This is a genomic window from Nitrospirillum bahiense, assembly GCF_007828025.1.
GTDB lineage: Bacteria > Pseudomonadota > Alphaproteobacteria > Azospirillales > Azospirillaceae > Nitrospirillum > Nitrospirillum amazonense.
Map to the genome: position 1 here is coordinate 139,544 of NZ_VITO01000007.1, position 21,630 is coordinate 161,173.

General features: G+C 67.7%; 15 protein-coding genes. 5 read left to right on the forward strand and 10 right to left on the reverse strand.

Annotated elements, in window-relative coordinates; all coding sequences use genetic code 11:
* Window positions 1-4: 4 nt before the first annotated feature.
* The 5 genes from FBZ88_RS12300 to FBZ88_RS12320 all read left to right on the forward strand — a co-directional run bounded on the left by FBZ88_RS12300 (window position 5) and on the right by FBZ88_RS12320 (window position 4,554).
* On the forward strand, window positions 5-541 hold the full coding sequence (locus FBZ88_RS12300; protein ID WP_088871889.1) for a hypothetical protein: 537 nt from the start codon (window positions 5-7) through the stop codon (window positions 539-541).
* 235 nt (window positions 542-776) lie between these two features.
* Window positions 777-1,298 carry a hypothetical protein gene (locus FBZ88_RS12305; RefSeq protein ID WP_088871888.1) on the forward strand — a complete coding sequence of 174 codons (522 nt, stop codon included), beginning with the start codon at window positions 777-779 and terminating at the stop codon, window positions 1,296-1,298.
* A 198-nt stretch (window positions 1,299-1,496) separates the two neighbouring features.
* Complete coding sequence (locus FBZ88_RS12310) at window positions 1,497-1,871, forward strand: c-type cytochrome (protein WP_145617202.1); 375 nt, start codon at window positions 1,497-1,499, stop codon at window positions 1,869-1,871.
* A 207-nt stretch (window positions 1,872-2,078) separates the two neighbouring features.
* Window positions 2,079-3,938 carry an autotransporter domain-containing protein gene (locus tag FBZ88_RS12315; RefSeq protein WP_145617205.1) on the forward strand — a complete coding sequence of 620 codons (1,860 nt, stop codon included), beginning with the start codon at window positions 2,079-2,081 and terminating at the stop codon, window positions 3,936-3,938.
* Window positions 3,939-4,044: 106 nt separating this feature from the next.
* The gene (locus FBZ88_RS12320; protein WP_145617207.1) at window positions 4,045-4,554 is read left to right on the forward strand and encodes a hypothetical protein; all 510 of its coding nucleotides are present in this window, start codon (window positions 4,045-4,047) and stop codon (window positions 4,552-4,554) included.
* Between the two features lie 68 nt (window positions 4,555-4,622).
* On the opposite strand, the gene FBZ88_RS12325 is transcribed toward FBZ88_RS12320, so the two are convergent.
* The 10 genes from FBZ88_RS12325 to FBZ88_RS12370 form a co-directional block, all read right to left on the reverse strand.
* Window positions 4,623-7,001 (reverse strand): efflux RND transporter permease subunit, encoded by a 2,379-nt coding sequence (locus tag FBZ88_RS12325; protein WP_145617209.1) that lies wholly within the window; start codon window positions 6,999-7,001, stop codon window positions 4,623-4,625.
* Between the two features lie 72 nt (window positions 7,002-7,073).
* Window positions 7,074-8,126: a WD40/YVTN/BNR-like repeat-containing protein gene (locus FBZ88_RS12330; RefSeq protein WP_145617211.1), complete on the reverse strand. Its 1,053-nt coding sequence runs from the start codon at window positions 8,124-8,126 to the stop codon at window positions 7,074-7,076.
* Window positions 8,127-8,239: 113 nt separating this feature from the next.
* A complete protein-coding gene (locus FBZ88_RS12335) occupies window positions 8,240-10,489 on the reverse strand; it encodes a DUF1302 domain-containing protein (protein WP_145617213.1) in 2,250 nt (749 codons plus the stop codon).
* 238 nt (window positions 10,490-10,727) lie between these two features.
* Window positions 10,728-13,721 carry an EAL domain-containing protein gene (locus FBZ88_RS12340; protein WP_145617215.1) on the reverse strand — a complete coding sequence of 998 codons (2,994 nt, stop codon included), beginning with the start codon at window positions 13,719-13,721 and terminating at the stop codon, window positions 10,728-10,730.
* 120 nt (window positions 13,722-13,841) lie between these two features.
* Window positions 13,842-14,243, reverse strand: a complete 402-nt coding sequence (locus tag FBZ88_RS12345) for a hypothetical protein (protein WP_145611471.1) — start codon at window positions 14,241-14,243, stop codon at window positions 13,842-13,844.
* 69 nt (window positions 14,244-14,312) lie between these two features.
* Window positions 14,313-14,732 (reverse strand): VOC family protein, encoded by a 420-nt coding sequence (locus FBZ88_RS12350; protein ID WP_145617217.1) that lies wholly within the window; start codon window positions 14,730-14,732, stop codon window positions 14,313-14,315.
* A 143-nt stretch (window positions 14,733-14,875) separates the two neighbouring features.
* Window positions 14,876-15,688 (reverse strand): GIN domain-containing protein, encoded by an 813-nt coding sequence (locus tag FBZ88_RS12355; RefSeq protein WP_145617219.1) that lies wholly within the window; start codon window positions 15,686-15,688, stop codon window positions 14,876-14,878.
* Window positions 15,689-15,908: 220 nt separating this feature from the next.
* Window positions 15,909-18,182, reverse strand: coding sequence for an NAD-dependent DNA ligase LigA (gene ligA, locus FBZ88_RS12360; RefSeq protein ID WP_145617222.1), 2,274 nt, complete (start codon window positions 18,180-18,182; stop codon window positions 15,909-15,911).
* Between the two features lie 41 nt (window positions 18,183-18,223).
* Window positions 18,224-19,909, reverse strand: coding sequence for a DNA repair protein RecN (gene recN, locus FBZ88_RS12365; RefSeq protein ID WP_145617224.1), 1,686 nt, complete (start codon window positions 19,907-19,909; stop codon window positions 18,224-18,226).
* Window positions 19,910-20,038: 129 nt separating this feature from the next.
* Window positions 20,039-21,088 carry an outer membrane protein assembly factor BamD gene (locus tag FBZ88_RS12370; protein ID WP_326487191.1) on the reverse strand — a complete coding sequence of 350 codons (1,050 nt, stop codon included), beginning with the start codon at window positions 21,086-21,088 and terminating at the stop codon, window positions 20,039-20,041.
* Window positions 21,089-21,630: the final 542 nt, after the last annotated feature.

Consider the following 21,630-nt stretch of genomic DNA (forward strand, 5'->3'; position numbering starts at 1 on the left):
CGCCATGGCCATCAGCTTTTCCCTGCTGTTCGGCATCGCCGCCGGCCTCACCGCCGCGGGGCAGGTCGCCAGCTCCACCGCCCGGCGTATCCGCCGCATGCGCCGCGATACCCGCGCCCGCCGCCGCCAGGTGGATGAGCTGTTCCAGGCGGTGCGGGACAAGGCCAAGCTGACCCTGGATCTGAAGCGCGAGGAGCGCAAGATGACGGCGGAGCTGGAGGAGCTGCGCAGCAGCGTCACCGAGCATGATCGCCTGGCCGAGGCGCGCCGCGCGGACGAGGCGCTGCTGTACGTCTATGACGAGCGCCGCATGCCCAACGACAGCGCCTTCACCGTCACCATCACCCATTCCAGTTTCCAGACGGTGTCGCGCGGCGCGCCGGAGCCGGTGGTGTCGTCGTGGCGCATGGGCCGGCGCTATCTGGTGTGGGCCTCCAGCACCAAGCTGGCCGTGTCCAAGACCCTCCAACGCTTTCCCCCTGAACGTGGCTACGTGGTCAAGGGCGGCGACCCCTACCCCTCCGATCCCGAGGAGTTGTGAGCCGCGATGGCCGCCTCCATGGGCGGCCTGGGCGCCTGTTCAAGAGGCCGCCGCCGCATGGTGACACGTGGCATTTGGCGGCAATCGCCCCGTCATGGTCCCAGCGTTGCCCGGCTTCCGCCGTAATCCCGGTGTTGAATAGCACCATCGCCGGACGCCTTCCCCCCGATGGCAACTGCCAATGGGGGTAGGGGGCGCCGGACGGATGTTCCTCCTTCGGGATCAGCGTGTCGCCATGTTGCTCAAGACTGTCCTTCTCCCCCTGACGGCCGCCGGCTTCGGTGCCGCCGCCGGCTTGTGGGACCTGACCTCCGCCAGTCTGGACGGCACCCTGGTGATGCTGGCCATCGCCGGTTTCCTGCTGTCGGTCGCCGCCCCCCGCCAGTGGGGTGTCTGGGTTCTGGTCATCGGCGTGGGCGTGCTGCTGGCCCACGTGGTCACCCCCGCCCGGCCTGGCATGCTGTTCGACCTGACCGTGGTTTCCGGGTTGGTAGCCGCCGCCGTCTCGCTGCTGCCGGCGGCAGTGGGCGCGGTTGCGGCCCTGGCGGTGCTATGGGTCCTGCGGCCCAACCGCCCGGTGCGGGTCTATGCGGCGCCCCTGGCCCAGCCCGCCAAGACCACCCTGGTGCAGCGGGGCGCCCAGGCGGCTCAGCGCGCCGCCGACCACATGGGCCGCCTGAACGGGGGTCGCCTCAACGGTGGGCGCTTCAACGGCGGCGCCTTGCCCGGCCAGCCCACCCTGGATGTGGGCGACTGAAGCCTGGGGTGGAGGACGGCGCGCCGCCGTCCTCCCCTGGCTGTGTTATCCCCCTAATTTGGCCCGCCTTTTTACGAATCGGGACAGTCCGTCCGATTGACAGCGTCATCGGCCGCCCCCTACCGTCGCGCCACTTCAGCCCGGGTCCCGCATGGCTTCGGGAAATGTGCTCACACGAAGAACAACAGGGGTCGTTCCATGAAGATTGCCGCCGCCATCACCGTCCTGGCCATCGCCGTCGCTGGCACCGCCGCCGCCCAGACGGCCGGTGACCCTGTGAAGGGGGAAAAGGTGTTCCAGCGCTGCAAGGCCTGCCACAGCGCCGAGAAGGATGGCGCCGACAAGCTGGGCCCCAACCTGTGGGGTGTGGTCGGCCGCAAGTCGGCCAGCGAGGACGGCTTCAATTATTCCCCGGCCATGAAGGCCGCCAACAAGACCTGGGACGCCGCCACGCTGGACGTCTACCTGACCAAGCCGGCGGCCCTGGTGCCCGGCACCCGCATGGCCTTCCCCGGCATCCCCTCCGCCCAGGACCGGGCCGATGTCATCGCCTACCTGTCCGGCTTGAAGTAAGCGCTTTAGGATCCGGCCTCGCCCCCAAGTGTGGGGCCGGATCGTTGCAATCCCCCACCTGCTGCCGTCACGACACAACCGGTGACATTCGCCGTCTTGTGACTTTTGGGCCCTTGACGGCGGGGGATGCTTTCGTGGGACTCTGCCCTCGCGTCAAGAACGAGCGGGCCGCCTGAACGGTCCGCCGTGAAGGGATAGAGGGAGCCCATGACCAGCCGGATGTTACGCACGACCACCGCCATGGCGGTGGCGCTGATGGCGTCTTTCGTCGGTTTCACCGCGCACGCGCAGCAATATTCCGCCGGTATCGTCTTCGGTGACAGCCTCAGCGACCCGGGCAATCTGGTGCCCCTGGGCCTGGCGCCGCCGCCGCCCTATTACAACGGCCGCTTCTCCAACGGCCCGTTGTGGGATGAGAAGGTGGGCGCGCTGATCGGTGGCGTGCCGTTCAAGAGCTACGCCTATGGCGGCGCCCGCTCCACGGCGGAACGGCCCATCGACTTCCTGAACCAGATCAACGCGTTCCTGGCGGCCAAGCCCACCATCACCGGCAGCCAGCTGTATTCCTTGTGGATCGGCGCCAACGACTACTTCCAGTACGCCACCAGCGGTTCATCGGTGGACGCGGCGACGGAGGCGGCCACCGTCGTGGGCAACATCGGCACCGGCGCCAACAAGCTGATCGCTGCCGGCGCCCGCAATTTCCTGGTCTTCAACCTGCCCAACCTGGGCAACACCCCGTCCATCTCGGCGGAAGGGGCGGATGCCTCGCTGCAGGCCAACCAGCTGACGGCCATCCATAACGCGGACGTACTGGCCCTGACCAAAAGCCTGAATGGCACCAGCGGCGCCCGGGTCATCCTGGTGGACGTGAACACCATCTTCAGCATGATCCAGGCCAACCCGTCGGCCTACGGCATCACCGATGCCACCCATTCATGCCTGCTGGGCGGCAAGGCCACGGGCTATTGCACCCCCGCCAACATCAACACCATGCTGTTCTGGGACGACGTGCATCCCACCACCACCGGCCATACCCTGGTGGCGGAATATGTGGCGGGCACCCTGACCACCGTGCTTCAGGCGCCGCAGGCGGCGGTGGCGGCCACGCAGCTGAACTTCATCGCCGATGACGGCATGACGGGGTCCGTGCGCGCCCGCCTGAACGGCATCCGCTCCGGCACGGCTGTCGCCGGCGTGGGCGGCGGCATGGGGACCGGCACCTCGACGGGCCGCGACGGCCGCGTCGGCATCTTCCTCTATGGCAACTACGGCACCGGCGACCGGGACGCCATTGCCGGCCAGATGGGCTACACCTACGACAGCTACACCGGTGCCCTGGGTGTGGACTATCGGGTATCCGACTATGTCACCACCGGTGTCGCCCTGGGCTATGGCGACAACCGCATGCGTTTCCAGGGTGGCTTCGGCAAGGATGAACTGCACGCCTATAACCTGATGGCTTACGCCACCGCCAACATGGGCGCCTTCTACGCCGACGGCATGATCAGCTACGGCTATGACGAGTTCACCCAGATGCAGCGCCAGACCGGCTTCGCGCCGCAGCCCTGGGGCAACGCCACGCCCAACGGCAGCACCTATGGCGCCAGCCTGTCCGGCGGCTACAATGTGACGCTGGGCAATGTGGCCCTGGGGCCCACGGCGGGCCTGCGCTACACCCGTGCCAGCATCCACAGCTACACGGAAAAGGACGCGGGTGCCCTGGCGCTGAGCGTGCCGGACTTCGACGCCGAAAGCTTCCGCGCCCAGGCGGGCGGCCAGCTGGCCATCCCCTTCGTCATGGGCGACGTGGTGGTGGCGCCGCAGATCCAGGCCGGCGTGCAGCATGAGTTCCTGAACTCCGGCCGCATCTTCCAGGCCACCCTGCCGGGCGGCCAGGTGGCGGAGACGGACGCGGGTGCCGGCAAGCGCACCTCCTACTATGGCGGAGGCGGCATCGCCATCCAGGCCAACGGCTTCAACCTCGCCGTCTCTTACCAGGGGACGTTCGATAACGGTGATCGTACCGACCACGCCGTCATGGGCCATATCCGCGTCGGCTTCTAAGGCTATAAGCAACAGTGCAAGGTTGACTGGGGGCGCGGGATATTCTCGCGCCCCTTTTATTGCTACCCTGGCGGCCAAGAACAATGACGCGAGGGAGAACAAGATCATGTTCCGTTTGCGGTTCCCCTTGGGCCTGGCCGCCTGCGTCCTGGCGGCACCCGTGCTGGCGGGTGCCGGTCCGCTGCCCAGCCCCGGCAACCCCGCCGCCGCCAACCCTGCTCAGGCCATCCTGGACGCGGATCGCGCCTTCGCCGCCAAGGCGCGGGAGGTGGGCGTGGGGGCTGCCTTCCAGGCCTTTGCCGCCGATGAGGTCACCTTGCTGAACCGTCCGCAGGCCAAGGTGGACCGGGCGGCGCTGGCCACCCTGTTCCCGGCGGGGCTGGAGCTGGAGTGGGCGCCGGAAGATGCCTCGGTCTCGGCCGATGGCACGCTGGGCTACAGCTGGGGCAAGGCCCGCTCCCGCCTCAAAAAGCCCGACGGCACGGTAGTGGAGCGTCCGCCCGTCCGCTACGTCACCATCTGGCGCCGCGCCACCAAGGACGCCCCCTGGCGCTTCGTCTTCGACGGCGGCACCGTGGACCCGGAATGGGAAGCGGCGCAGCCCAAGGGGCAGTAGTCCGCCCTCAAAGAAAAACCCCCGCCGGACGGACCGGACGGGGGCTTGTTTCGCCTGAGGCAAACGATCTAGTGCGCCGCGAAGGTCCGCTTCTGCGCCCGCTTGACCTCGCTCTCGAACAGGCGGGGGAACAGGCGATAGAGCGTGGCGGCAATGGCGGGCAGCAGGATGATGGCGCCCAACATGTTGGCGATGAAGACGAAGGTCAGCAGCTCGCCCATGTTGGCCTGGAATTTCAGGGCGGAGAAGGACCAGGTGGCAACGCCCACCGCCAGGGTCAGCGCGGTGAAGAGGATGGAGCTGCCGGTTTCCTGCAGGGTCTTGTAGTAGGCCTCGGCGAAGCCCAGGCCGTGCTTCAGGTAGGACTGCAGCCGGTTGAAGATGTAAAGGCCGTAGTCCACGCCGATGCCCACGCCCAGGGCGGTGACCGGCAGGGTGCTGGTCTTCAGGCCGATCTTCAGCTCGGCCATCAGCGCGTCGCACAACACAGAGACGACGACCAGCGGTAGCACGGTGGCAATGGTGCCGACGACGGAACGGAAGGTGAGGGCACAGAACACCAGCACGGTGCCGTAGACCCACAGCAGCATGGGTGTCTCGGCCGCCGTCACCGCCTGGTTGGTGGCGGCCATGACGCCGACGTTGCCGGTGGCCAAGCGGAAGTGGATGGGCCCCTTATCCTTGGCGTCGGTGCCATGGGCCTTGTTGTAGGTCTCCACCGCCTTGACCACGCGGTCGATGGTCTCCGCCCTATGGTCCTTGGTGAAGATCATGATGGGCATGACGGAGCAGTCGGCGTTCAACAGGCCGGTTGAGGTCTCGACGGGTGAGACGGCGCGCACCAGCACCTGGCTGTTGCGGGGCAGGACCCGCCAGTTCAGGTTGCCCTCGTTCCAGCCCATGTTGACGGTCTTCATCACCTGGGGTAGCGACAGCGTGGACTGCACGCCGTCCACATTGCGCATCTGCCAGGCGAAATCGTCCACCTGGGACGCGACATTGTAATCGATGCAGCCGTTGGCCGGCGCCTCGGCGATGACCTGGATGATGTCCACGCCGATGGCGAAATGGGCGGCGATGAAATCCGCATCCTTGTTGTAGCGGCTGTCCGGCCACAGTTCGGGCACTCCGGCCTCGGCATCGCCGATGACGCGGCGGCCGGACTCATGGTGCGCCCAGGCGAAGACGGCCAGGCCGATCATCAGGGCCGGGATGGCGCCCTTGGGCCGGGCGAAGACGGTGAAGACCTTCCACACGGCGTCGAAACGGTCCACCTGGCCGGAAACGCGGCGGCGGTAGCTGTCACCCAAGGTTAGGAAGGACAGGGCCACCGGCAGGATCATCAGGTGGGTGATGACAATGATGACCATGCCGACCGAGGCAGACAGTGCCAGTTCCTGGATCATCTGGATCTTGACGATGCGGATGGTCAGGAAGGCGATGGCGTCGGCCACCAGGGCGCTGGCGCCGGGCACCAGCAGGCGCTGGAAACTGATGCGGGCGGCGGAGAAGGCGTCGGCCCCTTTGCCGATCTCTTGCGTGATGGTGCCTACGTTCTGCACGCCATGGCTGATGGCGATGGCGAACACCAGGAAGGGCACCAGGATGGACATCGGGTCCATGGCCAGGCCCATCAGCACCAGCAGCCCCAGCTGCCAGATGACGGTGACGACCGACAGGGCCAGCAGCACGGCGGTCATGCGGAACGACCGCCCGTAGACATAGACCAGGATGGCGGTGATGACGAAGGCGACGCCGAAGAAGCCGATGACGCCCACCGTGCCGTCGGCCACGTCGCCCATGGCCTTGGCGAAGCCGATGATGTGGATGTCCACGGCGTCATCGGCGTACTTGCCCCGGATGGCCTCCAGCTTCTTGGCCACGTCCATGTAGTTCAGCTTGGCGCCGGTGCTGGGGTCGCGGTCCAGCAGTTGGATGCTGACCAGGGCCGCGGTGAAGTCCTCGGCCACCAGACGGCCCACCTGACCGGACTTCAGCACGTTGCCGCGCACCACGTTCAGCCAGTCCGGCGTGGCCTTGAACTCCGCTGGGATGACGTTGCCGCCGCTGAACCCATCCTCCACGATCTCGATGAAGCGGACATTGGGGGTGAACAGGGAGGTGACGCTGGCCCGGTCCACGCCGGGGATGAAGAACACCTCGTCCGTCACCTGCTTTAGCTTGGTGAAGAATTCCGGCGTGTAAATGTCGCCCTTCTTGACGCTCAGCGCCACCACGACCCGGTTGGCCCCGCCGAATTCCTTCTGATACTGCAGGAAGGTCTTCATATAGGGGTGTTCTTGCGGCAGCTGCTTCTCATAGGCCGTGTCCACCGCCAGGTGGCTGGCCTGCCAGGCGAAGAAGGCCGTGGCCAGCGCGAACAGCACCAGCACCACCTGCCGGTGGCGGAAGATCAGGGCGTCGAGGATGCGGGGCAGGGACGTCATCGGGCACTCGGGGGCAACGGGGGAACCGGGGAAAGGCGGTCTAGGGCGCGCCGTTCGGGGCAGCGCTGGCGGTCAGGGCAGCGCGCCCATCAGCTTGGGGCCCTCATCGCCCAACAGGATCAAGGTGCCGTCGGCGCCGCGGACCGCATCGGCCAGCGCCAGGCGGTCGGGGCGGTAGGTCAGCTTGAAGCTGGCGCCGCCGTCGCTGCTGCTCAGCACGGTGCCCAACGCGCCCACCAGGACGACATGGCCATCGGGGGTGGCGACGCCGCCCATCAGGCCGGCCTTGGTGCCGGTGTCTATGGTCTGCCAATTCTGGCCGCCATCGGTGGAGCGGAAGGCGTGGCCCTGAAGGCCGAAGACCACCACGGTCCCGTCGCCCACCGTCACGCCGCTGAACAGCGAGCCCTCATAGGGCAGGGGGCGCTTGGTCCAGGTGCGGCCCCTGTCGGCGCTGGTGTAGACGCCGCCGGCCTCCCCCACCACCATGCGGGTGTCGCCGCCGGTGGCGAAGATGGCGTTCAGGTGCAGGTCGTCATCGGTGATGCGGCGCTTGGTCCAGGTCTTGCCACCGTCGGCCGTCTCCAGGAATAGACCGTAGGCGCCCACCGCGATACCGTGGTCGGCGTCGTCGAACAGCACATCCATCAGGGGCTGTTCCCAATCGGGCGCGAAGTTCTGCAGGGTCCAGCTTTCACCGCCGTCGGCGGTGTGCAGGATGGTGGCGTCATGGCCCACGGCCCAGCCCTGCCTGGCGTCGATGAAGCGCACGCCGGTCAGGGTGGCGTTGGCCGGGGCGGGCACCTGGCGCCAGCTGTGGCCATTGTCGTCTGACAGCAGGATATGCCCGCGTTCCCCCACCGCCACCAGCCGCGTGCCCGCGAGAGTGCCGGCCAGGATCAGGGAGCGCGGGGCGAGAGGGGCCAGCAGCGCCGGGATGGGGGCATTGGCGGCCGGGGTCTTCCCGGCGATGGGTGCGGTGACCTTAAGGTTGGATGATGAGGGGCTGTCGCCGGCCGCCATCTCCCTCGCTCTTAGGTTGTCCCCGGGGGCGAGGCTGGAGGCCAGGGCCAGGGACAGGGCGCCAGCGGCGAGCCGGGCGGCGAGGGGGCGGCATTTCATCATTCAAGTCGCGGACCGCCTCTCGGTGGCCAGCGCCCATAAAACCGGGAAAGGGATGCTGACCCTGTCACGGGCCGCCGGGGGAAATCCAGCGGTCCCGTGACGGGGCGGCAGGATTAGAAGGAGTACTTCAGGCTGAAGCTGATGAAGTCACGATCGTTGATGAGGTTGAAGTCACCACCGCCGAAGAAGTTGGTGTAGTTCACGTCGGCCGACCATTTGTCCAGGAAGGTGGCGGTCAGGCCCACCGACACGGCCTTGCGGCCGTCGATGAAGGTGCCCACGGGCAGGGGCGTGGTGCCGTGCACGTCATGTTCCCAGACCACACGGGGCATCAGGTTGATGCCACCGATGGCGTTCAGGTAGTCGAAGCGGGCGACCAGGCGATAGCCCCATGAGAACTCGGTGCCGAAGCCGCTGGTGGCCACGCTCTCCATGCCGCCCAGGCCCAGGAAGTTGGCGTTGCCGCCCACGTTGGTGCCCGTGCCGCTGAAGTGCACGCCATCCGGCATGTTGTGCACGATATCGGCGCCGACTTCGCCCACCAGGATGACCTGGTTGGCACCCATCATCGGCGGCAGGTCCTTGGTGAAGGTCATCTGGACCTGGCTGATGTCGTAGCGGCCATAGCCCTGGATGGTGGTCCCGAACAGGCGCGACGCGCTCTGCTCGATCTGCGCCGTGGTGGTGCCCTGGATGCCACCCAGGCGCTGGATCAGCGCATTGGTGTTGAAGATATGGGCGGCGGCCGTGGCGGCCTGTTGCGCGCCGGCGGTGGCGCCGGCGGTGGCACCGGCCTTGGCGCCGGCGGCGGCACCCTGGGCCTGGCCCGCGGCCTGGGCCGCAGCCAGCGAGGCCGGGCCGCCGGCGGCGGCGATGGCGGACTGGACGGCGGCCTGCACCGGGGCCGGCAGCGCTGTGAAGTTGGTGCCGACCAGCGCCGGGGCGGCGACCGCCAGCACCTGGTTCACAGCCGTCTGGTAGGCGGTGGTGGCGGCGGCCAAGCCCTGCGCGGCGCCGGCGGCGGCACCCTGCTGAGCACCCAGGGCCGCGCCCTGCTGGCCGCCGGTCTGGATGAAGCCGAAGACCGAGGGGGCGGCCAGCATGGCCTGCAAGACATCCACGGCGTCATACTGCAGGGGCTGGCCCTGACGGTACGAGTATTCACCCTGGATGGCGACGCCTTCAACACTGGTGCTGAAGCTGACGCCATACATCTTGATGTCGTTGACGTAGTCGGCGAAGTAGCCGCTGTGGTTGCTGAACGTTTCCGGATTGGACGCGAAGTCGCCGAAACTGCCCACCTTGACCGACAGGTCCGGCACCCGGTTGTTGTACTTCAGGAAGAAGATGCCGAAGTCGGTGTCGTCCAGTTCCGGCACGGAATAATGGACGCCGAAGCCGAACTGGCCGTCGTCGCGGCCGTTGTGATCGTTCAGCCGCGGCACGTTGGTGCCGAAGGGCGCGATGGGCGTGACCTGGCCCAGGATGGGGTTCTTGACCGTGCCGTTGGCCTCGATGGCGCCCTGGAAAGGGCTGTCCTTGGCCAGCGGGTTGCCGAAGGGCAGGGACAGGTAGCGGGCGCCCGGCGACAGCGCGTCGTCGCTGCTGAAGTAGGTGCCGGCCGGATCCAGCAGCGTCTTCTCCCACTTGAACTGGTAGAAGGCCTCCACGCTGAGATTGTTGGTCAGACCCAGGTTGGCGCTGATCATCGGCACCGGCAGGAAGACTTCCTTCAGTTCCGTGCCCGGCTGGTGCAGGGCGGAGACGTCCACCGGGTTGATGGCGTTGATGCCGTTCGGGATGAAGGTGCTTTCACCCCAGCTCAGCACCTGGTTGCCGACGCGCATGCTGAGCGAGGTGCCGCCACCCAGGTCGAAATTGCCATAGGCGTAGGCGTCCAGCAGCCGGGCGTAGGCCGCCGACTGGTCGCGCGCGGTGGAACTCAGCGTGAAGGCGCCGGTGCGGGCGGCCGAGGTGCTGTTGGCGTCGTTGTTGATCGGGTCGTAGAAGAAGGTCGCGCGGCCGAAGAAGCCGATGTTGTCGTAGTCCAGCTTCAGTTCGTTGGTCATGCGGCCAGTCGTCGACACCAGGCCGGTGCCATAGTTCAGGTCGCCGTTGTCCTGGTTGATGGAGGAGGCGTTGCCGCCGTTGGCCTTGCCCACCAGGTTCTTGTCACGCTCCTGAACGCGGATCAGGCCGCCGAAGGTCAAGGTGGTGTTGAAGCTGCCTTGAAGATCGCCGCTGTTGAAGTCCAGGGCGCGCGCCGGCGATGAGGTGAACAGCGATGTGCCCAGCGCCGCGACGCTCACACCCGCCAGAATACGAGATTTCAGGCACGACTTCCCAAAGACGTTCGCCACCATGCGTCTTTCCTCCCTGTACGTTTTTTTTAAGACACGACCGTCCCTGGCATTCTTGCCTGGGACTCGCGTCCAGCCTCTGTCGCCAAGCCTCGGTTTTCCGGGCGTTGCCGTCAAGCATTGATGAACAGGATCAAGGGATTCCGCGCCCAATAGGGCAAATCTGCAACGCCGTTCAACTCGGACTCGGGGGCGTTCCGAGGGGGTGTTTGCCGGGTTGCCAGTAGGCGTCAAGCCGGGTTCAGGAGGCGACCGCGTGCATCTTTGTCGGCTTCAAAAAAGTTTTGCAGAAGTCGTCCGCCGGGCGGGGTTTTGAGAAGAAGAAGCCCTGAAGCTGGTCGCACTGGTGCCGGCGCAGGAAGTCCAGCTGCTCTTCGGTCTCGATTCCCTCCGCCACCACGGTCAGGCCCAGTTGCCGGCCCATGGCGATGATGGTGGCGGCGATGGCGGCCGTGTCGGTGTTGGACGTCGCCTCCGACACGAAGGAGCGATCGATCTTCAGCGTGGTGATGGGCAGGCGCCGCAGGTAGGACAGCGAGGAATAGCCCGTGCCGAAGTCGTCGATGGCGATGGAAATGCCCTGGGAGCGCAGTTCCGCCAGCGTGTCGGCGATATAGGCCAGGTTGGACATCATCGCCGTCTCGGTGATCTCCAGCTCCAGGAATTCGGGCCCCACGCCGTATTCCTGCAACAGCTGGCGCACCCGCTCCGCGAACTGGCCGGAGGAGACCTGGCGGACGGAGACGTTGACGGCCACGGGCAGGGGCTGCAGCCCCTGTTCCTGCCAGGCGCGGATCTGGGCCAGGGCGGTGCGCATGACCCATTCGCCGATGGGGACGATCAGGCCGTTCTCCTCCGCCATGGGGATGAAGCGGGCGGGGGAAACGGAGCCCATCTCCGGATGGTGCCAGCGGATCAGCGCCTCGGTCCCCACCGGCTGCAGCGTCTCCAGGTCGATCTTGGGCTGGTAGTGCAGCGTGAACTGGTTCAGGTCCAGGGCCTCGCGCAGCGCGTGCTCCATGGACAGCCGCGCCACCGCCTCCTCGTTCATGCGGGGGGTGAAGAACTGGTAGCTGTTGCCGCCCGCCGCCTTGGCGTTGTCCATGGCGGTGGCGGCGTCGCGCAGCAAGGCGTCGGTATCCGACGCGTCGCCGGGGAACAGGCTGATGCCGATGGAGGTGGTGATGAACAGCTGCTGGCCGTCGATGGCGAAGGGCCGGGTCAGGCCCACCAGGATGGCCTCGGCGATGCGGGCGGCGACCTGCGGTTCCGGCAGATCCTCGGCGATCACCATGAACTCGTCGGCGCCCATGCGGCCCACGGTGTCGGCGGCGCGCACGCAGGACACCAGGCGCTGCCCCAGGGCGCGCAGCAGCTTATCCCCCACCTGGCTGCCCAGGCTGTCGTTCACCAGCTTGAACCGGTCCAGATCCATGACCAGCACGGCGACGGAGGTGCCCTTGCGGGCGCCATGGGCGATGGCGTGCTGCAGACGGTCCTGCAGCAGGGTGCGGTTGGCCAGGCCGGTCAGCGGGTCGTGGGTGCTGACGTACAGCAACTGCTCCTCGAAGCGCTTGCGGTCGGTCACGTCGGTCATGGTGCCGGTGAAGCGCAGGGGGCGGCCCCGTTCATCGCGGATGGCCAAGCCGCGCGCTTCGATCCACAGCCAGCTGCCGTCGTTTTTGCGCAGGCGGAAGACGCTGAGGTAGTCGCCGCTCTCGCCCGACAGGTAACGCTCGATGGTGCCCATGGTGGCGGGCGCATCGTCGGGGTGCAGCAGGGCCTCCAGCGGCTTGTCATGCCACGGGCTGGCGCCGCCGGGGTAGCCCAGCATCTCCAGGAACTCGGGGCTCCACCACGTCAGGCCGGTGGCGAAGTCGGCGTCGAACACGCCGGACCGGGTGGCGCTGACGGCCTGCTTCAGCCGCTCCTCGCTTTCGCGCACGGCGCGTTCCGACCGCTTGCGCTGGGTGATGTCCTGGATGACGCAGATGGCGGTGCGGCGGTTGCCCAGGCGCATCTGGCTGACGCCGAAGGCCATGGCGAAGACGGTGCCGTCGCGCCGGCGGCCCTGCACCTCCGACCGCTGCTCCCCGCCGTGACTGCCGCCCTGGCGCCGCAGGCTGGTCATCAGCTCCATCGATACCCGCGGCCAGTCCTCGTCGGCGATGAAGCTGACGAAGGGCTGCCCCGCCGCCTGGCCGGGCTCATACCCGAACAGCTGGTGGGCGGCGCGGTTCATGGTGGCGACGCGCAGATCCTCATCCAGGGTGATGATGCCATCGGCCACGTTGTCCATGATGCCGGACAGGTGGGTCTCGCGCTCGCGCAGCCGGGCCTCCACCCGCTCGCGCTCCACCAGGGCGCGGTCGAACTCCAGCAGCAACTCGTTGGTGGTGCTGGCCAGCAGGCCCAGCTCGTCATCCGCGTGCTGCGGCGGCACGGTCAGCAGCAGATCGGCCGGCCGGCGGGCGTCCACGGCGGCGATGCCGCGCGTCAGCCGCAGGAAGGGCTTGGACAGCGAGATGTAGAAGACCACGACCAGGATCAGGGCCAGCGCCACCGTCCACACCAGGCCCACGCCCAGTACGATGGCCGAGCGGCGGAAGAAGTCCAGTGCGATCAGGTAGCGGTCGACGCTGACCTTCAGCACGCCCACGTTCTGGTGGTGGCGCTCGATAACCAGCTGGATGGAGAAGGTCTTTTCCTGGGGCAGCAGGATTTCCGCCAGCCACTTCAGGCCGCCCTCCGCCTCGGGCCGGTCCTTGGCGGCCAGCTGGTTGCCGAAATCCTCATAGATCACGGCATGGTACAGGGGGCGGTACTCGAACAGGCCGGTCAGCACCCGTTCCGCCAGCGCCTGGTCGAAGGCGTAGGCCGCCTCCGCCGCCGGCTGGCGCGCCGTGCTCAGCACCTGCTGCACCAGCTGGTCGGTCTGCTGCTCGACGTTGAACAGGTCGTAGGTGATCTGGGCGGTGTTCAGGATGATGCCCAGCGCCAGGGTCAGCAGGGCGGTGTTGCGCGCCTGCTTGTAGGACAGGCGCTTGCGCAGCGGCAGCCGCACCTTCTTGCGCGCGGCCGCCTTGCCATCCTCCGGCCCCATGCCCGGCGCCTGGGCGCCGCCTCCTTGGCCGTTCCCATCGCGGGGCGTTCCGCCGGTGACGGACGATGCGTTCCCGAACTGTGCCAGGGTACGGGACGACGACGATGCCTCGGAGGACGGTGGGGGCGTCATGCCAACCTTTAGGTCGCGGGGCGTTCAAAACAGCGGGCGGTACAACCGCCTCATCATGACCTTAAGACGTATGGGGTCCCAGAGTCTCGCACTTCCGTACGGGCCGCGCTGTGGGATAGGTCAACGCTCCTCGACGATGTTGCGGAAAATCTTCAGCCATTCGTCGGCGGTGGCGCGCTTGCGGAAACTGACGACCAGGGGTTGCGGGAAGCGGCGCGTCTTCAGCGTCATTTCAAAATGCTGGTCCTTGGCCTGGTAGCGCCAGGCCGTCAGGTCCTTGGCGGCCAGCAGCACGGGCGGGCGCTTGTCCAGGCCCTTGCCGATCACGGCCACGCGGCCGCGTGCCTCGTCGGCGGCGATGCCGGTGCCCTCATGGGCGTGGCGTTCCGTGATGGTGAAGCCTTCCAGCGCGTCGAAGCGGCGGAAGATTTCGGCTTCGGACGGGCCGCGCGTGGCCAGCCAGGCGACCAGCGCCAGGGCCAGGCCCACCCCCATCACAGCCAGGACGATCAGCAGCAGCATGGGCTAGGGATAGAATGAACGGGCCGGCCCCGCAACCGCGCGCTGCGGGGCCGGCGGCGGTGACGTGATTTACCAGGTGCCGGTGTTGGGCATGGAGGCCCAGGGCTCCTGCGGGGGCAGGGCGTCGCCCGCCTGCAGCAGCTCGATGGAGATCTGGTCGGGGGAGCGGACGAAGGCCATGTGACCGTCGCGCGGCGGGCGGTTGATGGTGACGCCCGCGTCCATCAGCCGCTGGCAGGTGGCGTAGATGTCGTCAACGGCGAAGGCCAGGTGGCCGAAGTTGCGGCCGCCGGTATAGACCTCCGGATCCCAGTTCCAGGTCAGCTCCACCTCCGACTCCGGCGAGCCGGGCGCCGCCAGGTAGACCAGGGTGAAACGGCCCTTCTCGTAGTCGCGGCGGCGCACCAGTTCCAGCCCCAGCTTGTTGACGTAGAAGTCCAGCGAGGCGTCCAGGTCGGTGACGCGGACCATGGTGTGCAGGTATTTCATCGGCGGGGTTCCCGGGTGGCCATGTATGCGGAAGCCGACCTTAGGCCCTTGGCGCCAAAGACGAAAGCCCGCCGGTTTCCCGGCGGGCTTCCTGATGGGGTGGGGCTGCCCCGCGCAGCGCCACCCCGTGGATGGGACGAGGCTCAATGCCCGGCGTTGCGGATGCGCACCTGGCCGGAGCCGTGCTGGCTGATGGACTGGTTGGTGGCGACGCCGTCCATGATGAAGTCGCCCGAGCCGGCGATATCCACCGACAGCGGGTCGGCCTTGCCGGCATGAATGGTGACGTTACCGCTACCGTGGATTTCGGCCGACACCGCGCCGTTGACCGAGGCCATGTCGACATTGCCGGAGCCGCTGATCTCCAGCGACACCTCGCCATTGGTCTTGCCGGTGCGCACCTTGCCGGAGCCCTTGATCTCCACCGAGACGGCCTTGGCGACGTCGCCCACGGTGATGTTGCCGCTGCCGGTCACGTCCAGGGCGGCGGACTGCACCCGCCCGACCGTCACGGAACCGGAATGCAGGTCCTCGATCGCCAGGTCGGCGTTCAGGTCGCCCGCGGTCAGGTCACCGACGAAATCGTCAATCGCCAGGCTGGTGCCGGCGGGCATGGTGACGCTGACCTTCATGAAGTCGCGGTCGCTGTAATGCTCGTGGTGTCGGTGCTCCTGCTCCACCTTGGCCTTGTCACCCTCGCTGTGGAAGGACAGGCGGTTGACCTGATCGTCGTCGCCGGTGGCGGTGACGGTGATTTCCTTGGCGGAGGACGACACCGTGATCTCGACATTGGCCACCAGGCCTTCCAGCTCCAGCGAGCGGCCATGCAGGGTCTGCGGGCCGATGGTGCCGGCGTAGGCCGGGCTGGCGGTGAAGGCGATGATCGCGGCGGTCAGGGGGGCGGCGGCCAGCGGCGCCAGGGACAGGGTGGCCAGGCGGTGGGGCATACGGAACATAAGCGGGGTCTCCCTGACGATAAGGCGGGAAGCGCCGCCCGGGATGATGTCGGGGGGCTTCAGGGTCGGTCCGGCCCATCGTGCCGGGCCGGTTGCGGCCTTAGTCGCAAGGGGTGTGCCAATTGCAAAACCCGCAGGAATCCTGAGGCGTCCCTGGGGCCACCCAACGTGAACGGCGATTTAATCGTCCTTCACGCCAGGTGGGTGGTGGATTTCGCCACTATTCCGGGGCACCGGTCTTGCCGCTGATCAGGTCCACCCACTCCTGTTCCGTCAGGATGGTCAGGCCCAGCTCGCGGGCCTTGGTGGCCTTGGAGCCGGCGTCGGCGCCGACGACGACATAGTCGGTCTTGGCGCTGACGGAGCCGGCTACCTTGGCGCCCAGGCCCTCGGCTTTGGCCTTGGCCTCGCTGCGGCCCATGGTCTCCAGCGTGCCGGTGAAGACCACGGTCTTGCCCACGACCGGCGACCCGGTGGTGGTGGGCCGCTGGTAGGTCTCCACGGTGATCTGGGCCAGCAGGCGGTCCAGCAGGGCGCGGTTATGCTCCTCGCGGAAGAAGGCCATCATGTCGTCGGCCACGCCCACGCCGATCTGCTCGATGGCGCACAGCTCGGCATAGGCCTCGCCCACCAGCTCCGGCTTGCGCTCGGTCGGTTGGCCGGCCCGCTCCTCCGCCGCCTTGATCATGGCATCCCGCCAGTGGTCCACCGTCAGATAGTGGCGGGCCAGCAGCTTGGCCGTGGCCTCGCCCACCTGGCGGATGCCCAGGGCGTAGATCAGGCGGTCCAGGCCTATGGTGCGGCGGGCCTCGATGGCGGCGAACAGCTTCTCCACCGACTTCTTGCCGAAGCCGGTCATGGTGACGATGCGGTCCAGGCGCTCGCTCTCGCGCTTCTCCAAGGTGAAGATGTCGGCCGGCTCGCGGATGCGGCCTTGGCTGTGGAACAGGCGCATGCGCTCGATGCCCAGGCCCTCGATGTCGAAGGCCAGGCGGCTGGTGAAGTGGATCAGGCGTTCCACCGCCTGGGCGGGGCAGATCAGGCCGCCGGTGCAGCGCCGCACCACGCCGTCCGGCTCGGCCACCGTTTCCTCGGGGGCGGGCGCTTCCGCACCCTCGACGGCGGCGCCGTCATCCGGGGGGCCGCTTTCCACCGCCACCACTTCCGCCGCCGCGTCCGCCTTCTCGGCGGCGGAGCGCACGGCCAGGCTGCCGCAGGCGGGGCAGTGGGTGGGGAATTCGAAGGGATGGCTGTCGGCCGGACGCAGGTTGGGCACGACGCCGACGATCTGGGGGATCACGTCGCCGGCGCGCTGGACGATGACGGTGTCGCCCACCCGCACGTCCTTGCGGCGGATCTCATCCTCGTTGTGCAAGGTGGCGCGCGAGACGACCACGCCGCCCACGGTGATGGGCTCCAGCTCCGCCACCGGGGTCAGGGCGCCGGTGCGTCCCACCTGGATGCTGATGGCCTTCAGCAGGGTTTGCGCCTTCTCCGCCGGGTATTTGTGAGCGGTGGCCCAGCGCGGCGTGCGGGTGCGGAAGCCCAGGCGTTCCTGCAGATCCAGCCGGTCCACCTTGTAGACCACGCCGTCGATGTCGAAGGGCAGGGTGGCGCGCTGGCCGCCGATCCAGCGGTAATAGTCCAGCAGCTCGTCTGCCGTGCGGCACAGGCGCGACGGCTCGCTGATGGTGAAGCCCAGGTCGGCCAGGCGTTGGCGGCTCTCCGACTGGGTGGCGCCCAGCGGCTCCGACAGCTCACCCCAGGTATAGGCGAAGAAGCGCAGGGGCCGGCCCGCCGTGATGCTGGCGTCCAGCTGGCGAAGGCTGCCGGCGGCGGCGTTGCGCGGGTTGGCGAAGACCTTCTCGCCCTTCTCCGCCTGCGCCTTGTTCAGCGCCAGGAAGTCCTCGCGCCGCATATAGACCTCGCCCCGCACTTCCAGGACGGCCGGGGCCCCCTTTCCGGAAACTGGCCCCGTCAGCGTGTTGGGGATGTCGTCGATGGTGCGGACGTTGGCGGTGACGTCCTCGCCCTCCGCCCCGTCGCCGCGCGTGGCGGCCTGCACCAGCTGGCCGTCCTCATAGCGGATGGACAGGGACAGGCCGTCGATCTTGGGCTCGGCCACGAAATCCAGCGGGGCGGCCTCGTCCAGCACCAGAAAGCGGCGGATGCTGGCGACGAAATCGGTGACGTCCTCATCCTCGAAGGCGTTGCCCAGCGACAGCATGGGCACCTTGTGCTTCACCTTGCCGAAGCCGGCGGCGGGGGCGGCCCCCACCGTGGCCGTGGGACTGTGGGCGCCGGCCAGTTCAGGGAAGCGCTGCTCGATGGCCACCAGCCGCCGTTCCAGGGCGTCGTAGTCGGCGTCGGAAATTTCCGGCGCGTCCTTCTGGTAATAGAGGGCACGGTGGTGGCCGATCTCCGCCACCAGCTGGGCGTGTTCCGCCCGGGCATCCTCTGGGGTCAGGGCGTCGATGGCTTGCTTGGCGGCCATGGCAGTACTCGGGATGAAAGGCGGAAGGGAACGGCGCCGGCTCAGCCGGCGGCCATCAGCTCGGACGCGGCGGCGCGGGCGGCGGCGGTGATCTCGGCGCCCGACAGCATGCGGGCGATCTCTTCCCGCCGCTCCTCCGGTGACAGGATGACCACGTCGGTGGTGGTTTTGCCGGCGGCCACGCGCTTGCGCACGTTCAGGTGCTGCTGGCCGCGCGCCGCCACCTGCGGGCTGTGCGTCACCACCAGAACCTGCAGGCCGGCGCCCAAACGGGCCAGGCGTTCACCCACGGCATTGGCCACGGCACCGCCGATGCCGGTGTCGACCTCGTCGAACACCAGGGTGGGCACGGTGCCGACCTGGGCCAGGATCACCTTCAGCGCCAACATGAAGCGGGCGAGTTCGCCGCCGGACGCGATCTTGGCCAACGGGCCCGGCGGGGCGCCGGGATTGGTGGCGACGGTGAAGGCCACGCGGTCGCTGCCGCCGGGGCCCCACTCGGCCTCACCCACCGGCTCGACCGCGGTGACGAAGCGCGCCTTTTCCAGCTTCAGGGGCGCCAGCTCGGCCATGACGGCCCGGTCCAGCTTGCCGGCCACCCGGCGCCGCTCCTCCGTCAGGGACGACGCGGCGGCGGCGTAGGCCTGCTTCGCCTCGGCGGCGTCCTTGGCCAGGCGGGTCAGCAGGTCGCCCTGGTCCTCGATCAGCGACAGGCGGCGGGCGAAGTCGGCGCGCAAGGTGGCAAGGCCGCTCACGCCGATGCCGTGCTTGCGGGCGCAGGCGCGCAGGGCGAACAGCCGCTCCTCCAGCTTTTCCAGGCTGGCGCCGTCGTGGTCCATGTCGCCGGCCATGACCTGAAGGGTGCGCGCGGCCTCCCCAATCTCGGCGGCCGCCTGGTCCAGGACGGCGATCAGCGGGTCCAGCTGGCCGGCGGCCTTGTCGGCCACGCGGGTCAGGTGGCGCAGGGCGTTGGCGATGGCGCGCTCGGCCCCCCGCTCGCCGGAGATGTCGCCGGCCGCACCCGTCAGCGCTTCAACCAGCTTTTCCCGGTGCATCATGACGGCGCGCTTTTCCGCCAGCGCCTCTTCCTCATTGTCCTTGGGATCCAGCGCATCCAGTTCGGACAGCGCGTGGCGGACGTATTCCTCTTCCTCGCGCGCACGGGCGGCCTCGCGGTCCGCATCGGCACGGGCCGCCTCCGCCGCCTGCCAGGCGCGGTAAAGGCCGGACAACTGCGCGCGCTTGGGCGCCAGCCCGGCGTAGTCGTCCAGCAGGTCGCGGTGGGTCAGGGGGTTCAGCAGGCCGTGGGTGTCGAATTGGCCGTGCACCTCCACCAGCGTCTCACCCACGCGGCGCAGCAGGGCCACGCCCACCGGCTGGTCGTTGATGAAGGCGCGGGAACGACCGTCGGCGGTGACGGTGCGGCGCAAGACCAGGGTGGTGTCGGCATCCAGGTCCTGCTCGCGCAGCAGGGCCAGGGCGGGGTGGTCCGATCCCCCATTGGCCCCGCGCGCGGCCAGATCGAACTCGGCCACCACCGTCGCCTGGTCGGCGCCGTGGCGCACCAGGCCGCTGTCGCCCCGGCCGCCCAGGGCCAGGCCCAGCGCGTCCAGCAGGATGGACTTGCCGGCGCCGGTCTCACCGGTCAGCACGCACAAGCCTTGGCCGAACGACAGGTTCAGCCGTTCGATCAGGACCACGTCACGGATCGAGAGGGACGCCAGCATGGCAACTCACCCGGTTTTGCGAGCCTTGGGGACGATACTCTTCAGACGGCGCTCTTTAGACGACAAGGGCCCCGGACTGGTCTGTCGCCGATCCGGAGCCCCGCTGTCGGGATATGATTTTTCTAGGACTTAATCGCCGAAAAGCCAACCCAAGAAGCCGCGGTCCTTGCTTTCCTGGCGGGGCTTCTCGCCCTTGTCGTCGGCCTTCTGGTCTGTCGTCTTCTGCTCCGGCGCCTTCAGGTCGGCCGGCTTGGCGTCCGGCTTGTCCACAGCTGGTGCCGTCTGGCCCTCGGGGGCCGCGACCGGCGCGCCGGCGCGGGGGCCGGCCGCCGGGGTGGCCGCCGGCGTATCGGCGGGCTGGGCCGTCAGGTTGACCGGGATGACGCGCGGCTTGGGCAGGTCCTTCACCAGGTCGTAGGTGTTCTGGTACCAGTCGCTGCCCGGGTAGTTGTAGCCCAGCACGGCGGCGGCCTTGCGCGCCTCATCCAGCATGCCCAGCGACAGGTAGACCTCCACCAGGCGGTGCAGGGCCTCCGGCACGTGGCTGGTGCTCTGGTACTGGTCCACCACCTGGCGGAAGCGCTTCATGGCGGCCAGGTTCAGGCCCACGCTCTGGTAATAGCGCCCAATGTCCATCTCCTTACCCGCCAGATGGTCGCGGGTCAGGTCGATCTTCAGCTTGGCGTCGCGGGCGTAAGGGCTGGTGGGGAAGCGGCGGATGACCTCTTCCAGGGACTTCAGCGACTGCACGGTCGGGGTCTGGTCGCGCCGCACGTCGGAGATCTGCTCATAATAGCAGAGGCCCTTCAGGTAATAGGCGTAGGCGACGTTGGGGTTGCCGGGGTGCAGGCTGATGAAACGGTCCAGCGAGCCGATGGCCTCTTCATACTTGTTGGCCTGGTAATAGGCGTAGGCGGCCATCAGCTCGGCGCGCATGGCCCAGGTGGAATAGGGGTGCTGCTGTTCCACGGCGCCGAACAGCAGGGCCGCCTTCTGGTATTCGCCGCGATCGATGGCGTTGCCCGCCTCGGAGTAGATCTGCTCCACCGGGCGTTCGATGTAGGGCGCCTCCTTCTCGTCGCTGGAGCAAGCCGCAACCGCGAGCAGCGCCAGGGGGGCGGTGAGCGGGACCAGGCGGCGGAGGCGACGGGGCGACAAGGCAATGCGAAGGAAGGACAAGGGCATCTTCTCGGAGCGGAATAGGCGGCGGGATGCGCGACGGCGTGTTATAGCACGGGTCAACCGCCCGTCGCCAAGCGGCACATTGTCGACCGAATAGCGATTTTTTTTGTGGCAAGCGGATGGGTGAGCCCGCTGTCGCCTTATGCCTATGGTGTATTGGCCTAATAGGCGAGCCTGCGACTTTAATGGAAATGAAGAAGCAGGCCAAAGACTTCCTGCGTTGATCCTGCTTCGTCCCGGTTTCTAAATAATTGAGGGACTATCAGGAAATAAAGTGAAATAGGGCGACAAGATCAGACACGTATGGGCTTGGTATGTAGCCGTTCCAGGTGGCGGCCCCTGCTTCGGAAGCGGTGGCGAAAAGGAACGTCGCGGCAAGCAGGGTCAGCGCATACAGGGCGCGGGATGATACGTTACGAATCAAGGAGGCCTCCAAAATTTTGGGATTGAGAATGGTTCAGAAGGTTGCATGAGTGGCCATGTCCATCAACCAGAAAATTCGAGGCCGCGAAATAGATGGTTCTGATCCCTATTCATTC